This window comes from Ruegeria sp. AB8, assembly GCF_056542605.1.
In genome coordinates, this window is the sequence record NZ_JBQGAB010000009.1 from 1 (window position 1) to 13,713 (window position 13,713).

The window sequence follows — 13,713 nt, forward strand, 5'->3', positions numbered from 1 at the left end:
GTCAGCCAAAAAAGATCAGACATGGTCACCGCCCGATTTTCGAACCGTGACTCACGCAGCCACGCGGAAATCAATGGGTCCTGACCCTAGCGGGATAAATAGGGGCGCACGTCTTTTCGACGCTATCGGCAGCAACTCCACCAACTTCGAAGCCAATGGCCGAGTTTTGCGTGTCAAAGTATGAAACACTATTGAGAGCGAAACTTATCCACCCCACACAGAAACACTTAATTGAAAGCGTATGTCGCGCCGATCAGCAGGCCGGACTGGCTGAAGTCAAAGTCGTTACCATTCACTTCGTGATCAAACGAAATATGGCGGTATCCGCCTCTGATCATCCATCGGTCGTTTATGGCATAGTCTGCCGTCAACAAAATCTGCCAGGTCTCGCTGCCACTTCGGAACCCTCCGTAGTCCAGAAAGGCCGTACCGGACCAGCGATCAGAAATCGCATAGCGGGCGCGGAGGCCTATGACAGGGTCTGTCCAACTGGCGTCTACGGTACTGGTCGTCCCAGGCAATGCCCCTGGGGACCGCGTGAATTCGGTTTCCGTGTTGAACCACCTGAACCCTCCTGCCAGGTCCAGTTTCAAAGTTGGGTCTTCGTAGACGCGGTAACCAACGTAGCCGCTCAGGAACTGCGTCTTGAGGGACGTTTCCACGCCGGAGAACGCAGGCCCGGACAGGTCGTTGTCAATGGAAAGCTTGGTGTAGTTGTAATCGGTCAACAGGCTCCACCGGCCGTTACTGGCCGCGAAGGCACCCATGAAGGCGAGGTCCAGCTTGCTGAGCGCGTCCGAAAAACTCAGCGTTGCGTCGATGTTGCCGTTCGGGGAATCCAGTGACGTCTTGGTCTCAGGCATGAACAGATAAATCGTAGCTTCGTAGTTCCAGTCGCTCGACTGTGCCGCGACGGGAAGCGCGGAGACTGCCAGACTGAGGATCGCGGCTGTCCATGTGGGTAATCTGTTCATAAATTCCTCCTATCACATGCCGACTGCATGAACTTTCACAGCAGGGAGGGGCCAAAATCGCATTCTGGTATTCTTATGTGAATGATGGCGATGGCGGTGATCCGAGTCAAAAGGATTATCTGATCGTGCTTCGTTCAATCAGCATTTCAACCAATGGCTTATCTGGCGAGCTACTCTTTAACCTGCCTATCTGAGCGGACCCACGGTTATGCTGAAGAAACGGAGAACCAAGAGGGACGTCTAGTGCCCGGAAAGATTCTTTCTGAGCGCTGAGGTTGAAGCTCGAAAGTGTCCGGGATGTTTCGATCGGGCGCAACCTGCAACCGGACGTCCGATGCCTGGCATATACACTTTGGCTTTGGGAAAGGGTTGAGGGGCTGGCATGAGTGAGGGGGTCTATTCGGCCAGCCCCCCGTGTAGTGTTGGACGGAGGTGTGTGTGTGGTTGCTCCGTTGTCTGATAACTAACAAATCGAGCGGGGCTGCGGTATTGGGGGTTCCCCGTAGTTGGGCAATTTAATCCTTCCGACATAATTCAGACAGAGCGCGCGGCTAATCGGCAGATGTGGCGCGTCTTGGTGTGTTCTGCGATTGCTGGTGGGTACGAGTTTGGCGCGTCACACCGCAGCTCCCAGGGCGACATGACACAGCGTGGCAAATTCGCGCGGAAGCCGGAACAGGTCAGCTCTTGGGCGGCGTTGGGCGGGTCGATGCTGGTTGTGGTATTCTGAAGGCATCCACCGGCGGCATTGTATTGAGTCCGTTTGGGATCCGTTCTTGTTTCGGAGTGTCCTATGAAATTTATCAATTCTTCCACACTCATTCTTTGCGCCGCCCTTCTGCCGACATCTTGCAGCACCATTTTTCACGCGGATTTCGAGAGCGGGACACCCGGACAGTCGCCACTGTCCAACCCGCCAGGGCCACCCGCCGGCGACAGTATCAGTGTCGGATCAGAAGAGTTCTTCTTCGTATCCGCCGAAGACGCCATTGCCGGCGATCTTTCCCTGAGTATCCGTGAGCGGCCACCGGCAACAGAGACGTCCGGCGACCATATCACTTTCCGGACGTCACCGATCAGCGACGAAACCGCGCCAATCTACATCACGTGGCAGGGGCAGATTCTGGATGATGGCGGAATGATCGTCGATAGCGGTGTTTTGGGGCGGTATTTCGGCCGGGTCGTTTTCAACAATGGCCAGATTTCCATGTTTGATACACCGGTGGGCAGCTACAGCATCGGCGACAGGCACACGGTTCTGATCTCGATGTTTCCGGACAACATGGCTTATCGCCTCGCCGTCTTTGGTGATGCTTCATTGGAGGCGCCATTTGCCGAGGCGAACCTGCGCGACCTTGACGGCACCCCTGACAACGAAGGGTTCGTCGATGTTTCCGTCAGCGCCTCGGCAGATCAGAACAGGTTCTATGTCATGGATGACGTGACAGTGTCGCTGCGTGATCCAGGCGATTGATTAGGGGCATTCAACATTTTGTAGCGCCGACGGCGGTGGATGGCCGGTCGCGGTTATTGCGCCGGATGAGAAGGCAAGTTGGGCATGGGCACCCAGCCCGGCAGATCATCCGGTGAAACCGACACGTGCAGATGTTCCGAGCGGTCCCGACCGACTTTGCGATGCTTGCGCAGAAGGAAGATCTTGCCCCAGCCCCTCCATGTCCCGACTGATCTGGCGGACGCATCGACCGGGAAACGCTCGCGCCAACCGTCCGGCAAGGGCAGACCATGCAGTTCTGCCTTGTCCAGCATCCAGATCAGGGAGATGTTGCTGAGTGGGCGCGCCTCTTCAAAGCCGTTCAGTTGCCCGCCGACATCGCCATGGGTGCCGCGGAACCAGACCTGTTCGACATGGCCGCGGAACTCGGGCGTACATTTCCACAGGACCGGTTCGAACACTTCGCGCGTCTCATCCAGCGCCAGGGCGTGATAGCCGTGGCGGGTCGAGGGACCAAGCTTGTGGTGGTGAAAGGCATGCCGATCCTCGGCCCAACGCCACAGCATGGGCAGGCGCAGGCCCAGCGCCTTGACCGTATCCCAGACGCCAACCATTTCTATCGCAATTTCGTCATGGCAGAACTTGCGCCGGAAATCACCTGCCGCTGCTCCGCCTGGATTGCATTCATAATGGCGATAAGCCTGTTTGATGTTGCGTTCGGTGGCATGCTCGGCCTTGAGTAGGCCAATCATGTCGATGACACCGGCAAGACTACGCACACCGTACGCGCCACGGGAATATCCGATGAAGTAGATCCGGTCGCCGGGCTTGTACCGCGAGGCAAGATAGCCGTAGGCACGCCTGATCTGGCGATTGATGCCGCGCCCCATCATCACATCCAGCGAGGACTTCCAGCTTTCCCATTGCACACCGGATTCGTAAAAGACCGAGACTTGGCTGCCCATTTCCCGACACAGGCGATAGGTCTGACCGGCATGTGTCTCAAGGCCCGGCTCCAGCGTGGACATGGTGCCGTCCAGAATGATGACATGGCTGATTGGCTCGCGGTGCAGCGCCTCGGCCGAGTGCTCGGAGCGAAGCGGCCGTCCGAGCCATCCCAGAACCTTTCTACTCAGCCGCGACAGAACCATGTGTCAGTATCTCCCATACTCTGTGAGGTGTGAAAGGCATGTCCGCCTGCCGTACCCCATGATCCCAGAGCGCATCCTGAACCGCGTTTGCAACAGCGGCCAGCGCGCCCACGGTCCCGGCCTCACCGCATCCTTTCATCCCCATCGGGTTGGAGGTTGACGGAACCGGCGCCGAGGTAAACTTAATCATGGGTATCCCGGCGGCACGGGGCAAGGCGTAATCCATCAACGAAGCCGTGAGCAGTTGCCCCTGCGCATCATGCACCACACGTTCGTTCAGTGCCTGGCCAATGCCCTGCACCACCCCGCCATGCACCTGCCCCTCGGCCAGCATCGGATTGATAAGGTTTCCGAAATCATCAACCACCGTATAGCGGTCGACCCAGGTTTCCCCGGTGAAAGAATCGATCACGACTTCGGCAACATGTGCACCGTTGGGATAGCTGCGCGCTTCCAGATCGGCGCGTGCCGTGTGTTGCAACAGGTCGGTACGGCCATCGGCGCGGGCCATCTCGGCGGCCTCGATCAGGGTGGGTGTCAGGTTGGACCCCGGCGCCCGAAAGGTTTCGTGGTCAAAAATCACTTGGGTTTCCTCGACCCCCATCTTACCGGCCAGATAAGGCGTGAATGCGGCGATCATGACGTCGATTGTGGCCAGCGTTGCCGTGTTTTGCACCGTCACCGAGCGGGATCCGCCCGTCCCGCCGCCATGCGCCAGACGGTCGGTATCGCCCTGGACCACCACGATCCGGTCCATTGGTATCCCAGTCTGATCAGACAGGAAGTGAGTGTAGGCCGTCTCGTGCCCTTGCCCATTCGATTGAGTGCCAACGCACATGTTCACCATTCCATCCTCGCGGAACTCGATCTTCGCGTTTTCGGAAGGGTCGCCCAGAATGCTTTCGATATAGTAACAAAGCCCCTGCCCCCGGATCAGGCCGCGTTCAGCATCGGCGGCCTTTCGGGCGGCAAAGCCACTGGTCTGCTCGCCGGCGCGGCTGAGGACCATATCGAAATCACCGACGTCATAGGTTTCCCCTGTTGCGGTTTTGTAGGGGAAGTCCGCAGGTTTGATGAAGTTCCTACGCCGCAGTTCCCACGGATCGACACCCAGTTCGCGCGCGGCGCGGTCCATGACCCGTTCAAGGACATAGATCGCCTCGGGCCGGCCCGCGCCGCGATAGGCGTCGACCTGCGTGGTGTTGGTGTAGAACCCTTCGACCCGCAGATATGTGGTCTGAACATCATAGACACCCATCAGCACCTTGCTGAACAGGCTGGTCTGGATGGCCTGCCCGAAATGACTGTTATGGGCGCCAAGGTTGACCTTGCTGTGGACCCGGTAAGCCGTGATCCTGAGATTGTCGTCGAAAGCCAGTTCGGCCAAAGACGTCAGATCGCGGCCATGATGATCGGACAGCATCGCTTCGGACCGGTCGGACATCCAATGCACGGGTTGCCCCAATTTCATGGCGGCAACGCAGACACAGAAATATTCGGGATAGGGCATCACCTTCATGCCAAACCCGCCACCCACATCCGGCGTGGTGACACGGATCGCCTCGGTTTCAAGCTTCAGTTTCTGCGCCAACTGCGCCCGCATCGCCCAGACACCCTGACCGCCATAGGCGAAGTGCAGCCGGCCGTCCGACCAGCTGGCCTGACAGCCGCGCGGCTCGATCGAGTTGATGATGACCCGGTTGTCCGCCACATTCAGCGCCACGGTATGGGCGGCGGACTGAAAGGCGGCTTCGGTCGCGGTTTCATCGCCCAGCCCCCAGTCAAATGCGCGGTTGTCCGGGGCTTCGGGGTGCAGCGGCTCTCCGCCCGCATCCACATCCAGCTTGGCGGGCAGATCATCGGTCTCCATCCAGATCAGCTCAACCGCGTTCTGCGCCTGAAGCTGCGTCTCGGCAATCACTGCAACAACGGGCTCACCCACAAAGCGCACACGGTCTTTGGCAAGCATGTGCCGCTGTGGCGCCGCGCCTTGCGAGCCATCCCGGTTGGGCATGATCGCCGCGTTCATCACAGTGTCGATCCCGGTTGCGGCCAGATCGTCCAGCGTCATGACTAGGCGGACCCCATCCGCCTGCCGCGCAGCATCCAGATCCAGCGCTATGATCCGCGCATGCGCAACCGGGCTGCGGAAGAAGGCCGCATACATGGCATTGTCCGGCACGGCATCGTCCATGTAGCGCCCCTGCCCGGTCAGAAAGCGGTGATCTTCGGTCCGTTTGACCGGCTGGCTTTTGCCGAACTTTTCCATTGCTGTCCCTTTCAGGCTGCTGTGGCTGCGAGGTTAGCCCCCGCATATGCGATGTCCAGTCGATCGCGAAGAAATTCGATTTCCAGCGGCATCCCAATGGTATAGCGTCGGCGCCATGACCTGGACACATGACGCCGTATTCCCGTTCACCGCCCCGCTCAGCACCGGCACAGAAACCACGCATGACGTTTATGTCGGGGGCGAAGGTCCACCGATCATGATCCTGCAGGAACTGCCGGGGATAGGGCCGGAAACGCTGGAACTGGCGCGGCGGCTGAACGCCTCGGGGTTTCGGGTGTATCTGCCGCACCTGTTCGGTACGTTCGGCAAAACTCAGACGGGCAGGAACTTTGCACGGCTGTTCTGCGTCCGGCGCGAGATCAACATGTTCATGAAAGGGCGTCAAAGCCCGGTTGCGGGCTGGATGCGGGCGCTGGCGGGTCATATCCGGGATCAGGAAGGCAGCGCGGGCGTTGGTGTCATCGGCATGTGCCTGACCGGCAGCTTTGCTCTGACCTTGATGGCCGACGACGCGGTTCTTGGAGGCGTGGCCAGTCAGCCCGCATTGCCGATCTTTGGCGGCGACAAGCTGCATATGAGCGCGCAGGACATTTCGGATGCACGTTTGGGCATGGAACAAAAAGGCCCCGGTCTGGCGATGCGGTACGCCAAAGACAACCTGTCGCCCCAAAAACTGATGCGGGCGCTGAAAAACGCCTTTGGCGAAAACCTCGAAACGATTGAGTATCCGGGCAAGGACCATTCGCTGCTGACGCTGGATTTCCACGATCCAGCCTATCAGCGCGTTGATACCTATTTCAAAGACCGATTTGGGATGGCCGGTTAGCACAGACGCCCTTCCCCTTCCTGCGTGCATTCGCTATTGCAAGCGCTGACCCGATTTTGTTGACGCAGGACGCATCCCATGGCGATGGAAAAGACATTCAACGCGGCCGAGGCCGAGGCCCGCATCTACAAGGCCTGGGAACAGGCCGGAGCCTTCAAGGCAGGCGCGAACCGCTCGCGCGACGAAAGCTTTACCATCATGATCCCGCCGCCCAATGTCACCGGCGCGCTGCATGTGGGCCATGCGTTCAACAACACGCTCCAGGATATTTTGACCCGCTGGCACCGGATGCGTGGCTTTGACACGCTGTGGCAGCCCGGTCAGGACCACGCCGGTATCGCCACGCAGATGCAGGTGGAAAAGATGCTGGCCGCCACGCAGCAGCCGGGTCGCCGCGAGCTGGGGCGTGAAGCATTTCTGGACAAGGTCTGGGAATGGAAGGGCGAATATGGGGGCACGATCATCGAGCAGCTGAAGCGCTTGGGATCATCCTGCGACTGGTCGCGCAATGCCTTCACCATGGCAGGCGCGCCGCGCGACCCGCGCACGGGGCACGAAAACTCTGCGAATTTTCACGACGCGGTGATCAAAGTCTTTGTCGACATGTACGAAAAGGGCCTGATCTATCGCGGCAAGCGGCTGGTCAACTGGGACCCGCATTTCGAGACCGCGATCTCGGACCTTGAGGTCGAGAACATCGAGGTCGCGGGTCATATGTGGCACTTCAAATACCCGCTCGCCGGTGGCGAGACATATGAGTATTTGGAAAAAGATGAAGAGGGGAATGTGATCCTCCGCGAGGAGCGGGATTACATTTCAATCGCGACGACCCGGCCTGAGACCATGCTGGGCGATGGTGCGGTTGCGGTTCATCCCTCGGACGAGCGGTATGCACCCATCGTTGGCAAGCTATGCGAAATCCCGGTTGGCCCGAAAGAGCACCGCCGCCAGATCCCGATCATCACCGATGACTACCCCGACCCCGATTTCGGCTCGGGCGCGGTCAAGATCACCGGTGCGCATGACTTCAACGACAACTTGGTCGCCAAGCGCGGCGGGATTCCGATGTATCGCCTGATGGACACCAAAGGCGCGATGCGGGCCGATGGGGCTCCTTACGCCGAAGAGGCAGACAAGGCGCAGGAATATGCGCGCGGGCGTGTGTTTACCGAGAACGAGATCGACGCGATCAACCTGATCCCCGATCACCTGCGCGGGCTCGACCGGTTCGAGGCGCGCGCGAAAGTGGTGGAAGAGATCACCAACGACGGTCTGGCGGTGATGACCCGCGCAGATGACCCGCGTCTGGGCTCGACGGCGCTGAAGCCCGAGCACGAAGGCGCGGACAAGCTGGTGCCGCTGGTCGAGAGCAAGCCGATCATGCAGCCCTTCGGCGACCGCTCGAAAGTGGTCATTGAGCCGATGTTCACCGACCAGTGGTTCGTCGACGCCGCCAAGGTCGTTGGCCCCGCGCTGGATGCGGTCAAGGACGGCACGGTCAAGATCATCCCAGAGTCTGGCGAGAAGACTTATTACCACTGGCTGGAAAACATCGAGCCTTGGTGCATCTCGCGCCAGCTGTGGTGGGGGCATCAGATTCCGGTTTGGTATGGTCTCGATCTGTCCGCCGAAGACTTCATTGACGACGAGAACGACGGCAACCTTGATCTGGTCGAGATGGGCCGTTTGCTGAACGAAGGCGGCATGCTGCACCGTGGCAACGTTATGGAATGTGCATCCAGCCTTGAAGCGGTAACCGAGAAATTCCTGGACGACAATGCCAACATCCCCAGCCCTCTGAGCCACGCGGCAGTTATTGAAGCCGCCGACAAACAGGAGGCGATTCATCAATTCGCCGAAAGTCTTGCACAATATGCAGTCGAACAGGACCCGACCAAGCTGGTTTACCCGGTTTGGCGCGATCCCGATGTCCTCGACACGTGGTTCTCCTCCGGCCTCTGGCCCATCGGCACACTGGGCTGGCCCGAGCAGACCGAGGAACTGGAACGCTACTTCCCGACGGACGTTCTGATCACCGGCTTCGACATCCTGTTCTTCTGGGTCGCCCGGATGATGATGATGCAACTGGCCGTGGTCGATCAGATCCCGTTCCACACCGTCTACCTGCACCAGCTCGTCCGCGACGAGAAGGGCAAGAAGATGTCCAAGACCACCGGCAACGTCATTGACCCGCTGGAAATCGTGGACGAATTCGGCGCCGACGCGCTGCGCTTTACCAACGCCTCGATGGCGGCGATTGGCGGTGTACTGAAACTGTCGCGCGAGCGCATCACCGGCTACCGCAATTTCGGCACCAAACTTTGGAACGCCGTCCGCTTTGCCGAGATGAACGAAGTCTTCACCGACGCCGTCCCGCAACTGGACGTGGCCGACCTGAAACCCAAGGCCGCCGTGAACCGCTGGATCATCGGCGAAACCGCCCGCGTACGCGAAGGGGTTGACGCGGCGCTGGAAAGCTACCGCTTCAACGATGCGGCCAACGGGCTTTATGCCTTTGTCTGGGGCAAGGTCTGCGACTGGTATGTGGAACTATCCAAACCGTTGCTGCAGGGTGATGATGCTGAGGCTCAGGCCGAAACCCGCGCCACCATGCGCTGGGTTCTGGATCAGTGCATGGTTCTGCTGCACCCGATCATGCCCTTCATCACCGAGGAACTCTGGGGTCTGACAGGCAACCGTGCCAAGATGGTGGTCCACGCCGACTGGCCGACCTATTATGCGGCCGACCTGATCGACGCGGATGCGGATCGTGAGATGAACTGGGTGATCTCGGTGATCGAAAACACCCGCTCAGCCCGTGCTCAGATGCGGGTGCCTGCTGGTCTGTACGTGCCGATGCTGGTGACCGTGATCGACGCGAATGGCCAAGCCGCGTGGGACCGCAACGAAGCGCTGATCAAACGACTGGCCCGCATCGACAGCCTGACCAAGGCAGATGAGCTGCCCAAAGGCACCATCTCGATTGCCGCCCCCGGCGCGTCCTTCGGCCTGCCGCTGGCGGATATCATCGATATCGGCGCGGAAAAGGAACGGCTTGAGAAAGCTAAGGGCAAGCTGGCCAAGGAACTGGGCGGCCTGCGTGGGCGCCTTAACAACCCCAAATTCGTGGCTTCGGCCCCGGAAGAAGTGGTTGAGGAAGCCAAAGCCAACCTCGCCGCCCGCGAAGAAGAAGAAGCAAAGCTGAACGAGGCCCTTGCCCGTTTGGCAGAAATCGCCTGATCTTCATCTTTTCCCAAATACTCAAATCCCGAACCCCGCCACCTGTCGGCGGGGTTTTCTTTTGGTGACACGGCTTTCCCCTTGTTCCTGACTGCTTGCAATTGTTAGCAATTTGCCCAAACAACCCCGAGGCAGAAATGGCGCATTCCCATCCCCCCGTGCAGACGATTTCGACCGGCCTGGTGGTGGCGGTGGTTGGGTTTTTCAGCTCATTCCCGATTGTTTTACAGGGCCTTGCCGCCATGGGTGCCTCGGCAACTGAGGCTGCGTCCGGCCTTATGATGGCTGCGGTTGCGATGGGGCTGGCAGCCATAGTCCTCAGCTTCTGGTATCGGCAGCCGATCAGCGTGGCCTGGTCCACGCCCGGCGCTGCGTTGCTGGCGGTTTCTGCCACCCCTGCCGCCGGTTTTTCAGGGGCTGTAGGCGCGTTTCTGTGCGCCGGAGCGCTGACCGTTCTGGCAGGCCTGTGGCGTCCTTTGGGGCGGTTGGCGGCTGCGATCCCGACAACGCTGGCCCAAGCCATGCTGGGTGGGGTTCTGCTGCCGCTGTGTATTGTGCCATTCAAGGCGGCGGTTGAGCTGCCCTGGCAGGCATTGCCGGTCATCGTAACGTGGTTTGTCGCCGGCCGGATCAATCGGTTGATCGCAGTTCCTGCTGCGGTTATTGCGGCGGCGATTGTCGTTTTTCTGAACGCGGGCGACAGCTCGGTCCGGCCCGAGCATCTGGTGGCTGCCCCTGTTTGGACAATGCCGACGTTCTCAGGGGCCTCGGCCATAGGCATAGGCCTTCCGCTGTTCATCGTGACCATGGCCACGCAGAATATCCCCGGCATCGCGGTGATGCGCAGTTTTGGTTATGCACCCGAAGCTGGCAGGCTGTTCTCGGCCGTCGGCGGGGCCAGTATTCTTTCCGCGCCATTCGGAGCCCCTGCCACCTGTCTGGCCGCCATCACCGCCGCCATGTGTTCGAACGAGGACAGCCATCCGGACCGGGACCTGCGCTACTGGTCTGCGGTCATGGCAGGCTTATTCTACTGTCTGCTTGGCGTTTTTGCCGTGGCGATCACCGGGTTTGCCGCCCATGCCGACCCGCTGCTGATGGGAACGCTGACCGGGGTTGCGTTGATCGGTGTCATGGCAAACGCGACGTTTGCGGCGCTGGAAGTTCCTGCCGAACGGGAAGCGGCGATCCTGACATTTGCGATCACTGCTTCCGGTATCACCGTGTTCGGCTTGGGCGCGGCGGTCTGGGGTCTGGCGGCAGGCGGCATTGCTTATCTGGTTACGAAACGGACCCGGTGAACGCTTTCGTCTGCATCAATGGTCGCGTATAATCCTGCCATGCTTGGATCACTTGGAAAACTGGTGGAACGCCAGATCAAAAAGGCGCAGGCGGAAGGTCAGTTAGAGGGGCTGGACGGCGAAGGTCAGCCCTTGCCCGATCGTTCGACCGAGGCCCAGAGCGATCCGGCCATTGCGGCCGGGCACCGGATCATGGCGCAGGCCGGTGTTCTGCCCGAAGAATTCAGTCTCAGGAAAGAGCTGGACGCGGCCCGACAGGCCTATGCCGGTCTGACCGATGCCGCAGACCGCAAAGCGGCCATGGCGCGCATCGCCGATCTTGAGATGCGCTACAACATGGCCCGCGATGCGCGCCGGGCGTTCATGCGGTGATCACTTGAACTCGGGCTTGCGGCCCTGCATCTGGGCCGAGATGACCTCGATCTGATCCGGTTTGCCGATCAGTTCCACCTGTTCCGCCGATTCCTCCAGCAGCACCTCGGCGCGGGCCTTGCATTCGGCAACTTCGATCAGTCGCTTGGCGGCACGGATGGCCGAGGGGCTTTTGCCAGCGATATTTTCGGCCAGAGCCAGCGCCTCGGTCATTGGATCATCCGACAGTCTGGTAACAAGCCCCCAATCGGCGGCTTGCTGGGCCCCGATGGGGCGGGCTGTATAGGTCAGCAGGCGCAACACGTCCGAGCGGACGAGTTGCGGCAACAGGACCATCCCGCCCATGTCGGGGATAATGCCCCATTTCATCTCCATCACGGCCAGCTTGCTTTCGGGATGGGCGATACGGATATCCGCGCCCAGGGCGATTTGTAAACCGCCGCCATAGGCCACGCCCTGAATGGCGCAGATCACCGGCACCGGCACCCGCCGCCAGATCAGCGCAAGCTCCTGCATCTCGTTGGCGTCATGGTGGCTGCGCGTCATCAGCCATTCAGTCGGGTCCATATGGGCCATCTTGGCAAAGCTTGCCATGTCGAGACCTGCGCAGAAGCTTTTGCCTTCGCCCGACAGAACAACGGCCCTTGCGTCAGAGGCCGCGACTTCCTGACCGGCGGCCAGGATCGCCTTGATCATCGCATCATCCAGCGCGTTCATCTTGTCGCCCCGGGTCAGCGTGACGTGGGCAATGTGGTCTTTGTATTCAACGGATACGCGCGCCATGCGAGGCCTCCCAGATCCTGTTTCGCCGATCATGCCCTGAAAGGCATGGCCAGTTCCACCACGACGTGAGGGCAGATCATCTGACCTGATGCTTGCCCAACCCGCCGCCCTGCGCTTATCTGCGCATATGACTGATCCGCGCTACACCCCGCTTGCCCGATCCCTGCCTGCCACCGTCCCGTTTGTCGGGCCCGAAACGCAGGAGCGTGATCGCGGTGCCCCGTTCGTGGCCCGACTGGGCGCGAATGAGAGCGTGTTTGGTCCCTCGCCCCGCGCCATTGAGGCGATGCAACGGGCCGCGAGCGAGATCTGGATGTATGGCGATCCCGAAAACCACGATCTGCGCCACGCCCTGGCCGATCATCACGCCGTGTCCGTGAAGAATATCGTGGTGGGTGAAGGGATCGACGGGCTATTGGGCTATCTGGTTCGGCTGCTTGTCGAGCCGGGGGATGCGGTTGTGACCTCGGACGGGGCCTATCCGACCTTCAATTACCATGTCGCAGGCTTTGGCGGCGTGCTTCACAAGGTGCCTTATGCAAAGGATCAAGAAGATCCGGTGGCGCTGTTTGCCAAGGCGGCAGAAGTGGATGCCAAGCTGGTCTACCTGGCCAATCCCGACAATCCGATGGGAAGCTGGCATGCGGGTGCCGATATCGTGACCGCGCTGGACGAATTGCCCGATGGCTGCCTGCTGGTGCTTGACGAGGCCTATGTCGAATGTGCGCCGGAAGGAACAGGGGCACCGGTCGCGGCGGACGATCCGCGCGTGATCCGGATGCGGACTTTTTCCAAGGGGTATGGAATGGCCGGGGCACGGGTCGGTTACGCCATTGCAGCACCGGGGCTGATAGCAGCCTTCAACAAGGTGCGCAATCACTTCGGAATGAACCGGGCGGCGCAGGCCGGGGCGCTGGCGGCATTGCAAGATGACGCATGGCTGTCCGACGTTCAGGGGCGGATTGCCGAGGCGCGCGATAGGATTGACGCAATCGCGCGGGAGAACGGGTTGGTGCCCCTGCCATCGGCCACCAATTTTGTTGCCATCGATTGCGGGCGGGATGGGGTTTTTGCCAAAGCGGTTCTGGATGCGCTGGTGGCGCAAGGTATCTTTGTGCGGATGCCCTTTGCCGCACCACAGAACCGCTGCATTCGGGTTAGTTGCGGCGCGGCGGCCGATCTGGATGCCTTTGCGGCCGCGCTGCCCGGGGCGCTTGCAGCGGCTAGGGCGGAACCGGCCTGAAGCGCTGTGCCGGGGGGCTGTCTGCCCCCCAATCGCGCCCTAGGCGCGATCCCCCCCGAGGATATTTTTGGCCAGATGAA

At 60.3% G+C, this 13,713-nt stretch carries 10 protein-coding genes; 6 read left to right on the top strand and 4 right to left on the bottom strand.

Features of this window, described 5'->3' with window-relative positions; translation table 11 throughout:
* Positions 1–227 precede the first annotated feature (227 nt).
* Complete coding sequence (locus ACR0CG_RS10705) at positions 228–974, bottom strand: outer membrane protein (protein WP_480524735.1); 747 nt, start codon at positions 972–974, stop codon at positions 228–230.
* Positions 975–1,767: 793 nt separating this feature from the next.
* Between ACR0CG_RS10705 and ACR0CG_RS10710 the strand changes: the two genes are divergently transcribed.
* The gene (locus ACR0CG_RS10710; RefSeq protein ID WP_480524737.1) at positions 1,768–2,448 is read left to right on the top strand and encodes a hypothetical protein; all 681 of its coding nucleotides are present in this window, start codon (positions 1,768–1,770) and stop codon (positions 2,446–2,448) included.
* Between the two features lie 53 nt (positions 2,449–2,501).
* On the opposite strand, the gene ACR0CG_RS10715 is transcribed toward ACR0CG_RS10710, so the two are convergent.
* Entirely contained in the window at positions 2,502–3,578 is a 1,077-nt protein-coding gene (locus ACR0CG_RS10715; RefSeq protein ID WP_170678056.1) for a T6SS phospholipase effector Tle1-like catalytic domain-containing protein, read from the bottom strand.
* The gene (locus tag ACR0CG_RS10720; protein ID WP_480524739.1) at positions 3,556–5,847 is read right to left on the bottom strand and encodes a xanthine dehydrogenase family protein molybdopterin-binding subunit; all 2,292 of its coding nucleotides are present in this window, start codon (positions 5,845–5,847) and stop codon (positions 3,556–3,558) included. The genes ACR0CG_RS10715 and ACR0CG_RS10720 overlap by 23 nt, the downstream gene beginning before the upstream one ends.
* A gap of 115 nt (positions 5,848–5,962) precedes the next feature.
* Here ACR0CG_RS10720 and ACR0CG_RS10725 point away from each other — a divergent pair, with 115 nt between their 5' ends.
* The 4 genes from ACR0CG_RS10725 (at position 5,963) to ACR0CG_RS10740 (ending at position 11,607) form a co-directional block, all read left to right on the top strand.
* On the top strand, positions 5,963–6,694 hold the full coding sequence (locus ACR0CG_RS10725; RefSeq protein WP_480524742.1) for a dienelactone hydrolase family protein: 732 nt from the start codon (positions 5,963–5,965) through the stop codon (positions 6,692–6,694).
* 78 nt (positions 6,695–6,772) lie between these two features.
* Positions 6,773–9,934, top strand: coding sequence for a valine--tRNA ligase (locus tag ACR0CG_RS10730; RefSeq protein WP_480524744.1), 3,162 nt, complete (start codon positions 6,773–6,775; stop codon positions 9,932–9,934).
* Positions 9,935–10,071: 137 nt separating this feature from the next.
* Positions 10,072–11,235 (top strand): benzoate/H(+) symporter BenE family transporter, encoded by a 1,164-nt coding sequence (locus ACR0CG_RS10735; protein ID WP_480524746.1) that lies wholly within the window; start codon positions 10,072–10,074, stop codon positions 11,233–11,235.
* Positions 11,236–11,274: 39 nt separating this feature from the next.
* Positions 11,275–11,607 carry a DnaJ family domain-containing protein gene (locus ACR0CG_RS10740; protein ID WP_480524747.1) on the top strand — a complete coding sequence of 111 codons (333 nt, stop codon included), beginning with the start codon at positions 11,275–11,277 and terminating at the stop codon, positions 11,605–11,607.
* On the opposite strand, the gene ACR0CG_RS10745 is transcribed toward ACR0CG_RS10740, so the two are convergent.
* Complete coding sequence (locus tag ACR0CG_RS10745; RefSeq protein WP_170678068.1) at positions 11,608–12,390, bottom strand: crotonase/enoyl-CoA hydratase family protein; 783 nt, start codon at positions 12,388–12,390, stop codon at positions 11,608–11,610.
* Between the two features lie 127 nt (positions 12,391–12,517).
* Here ACR0CG_RS10745 and ACR0CG_RS10750 point away from each other — a divergent pair, with 127 nt between their 5' ends.
* Positions 12,518–13,633 (top strand): pyridoxal phosphate-dependent aminotransferase, encoded by a 1,116-nt coding sequence (locus ACR0CG_RS10750; RefSeq protein WP_480525020.1) that lies wholly within the window; start codon positions 12,518–12,520, stop codon positions 13,631–13,633.
* Positions 13,634–13,713 lie beyond the last annotated feature (80 nt).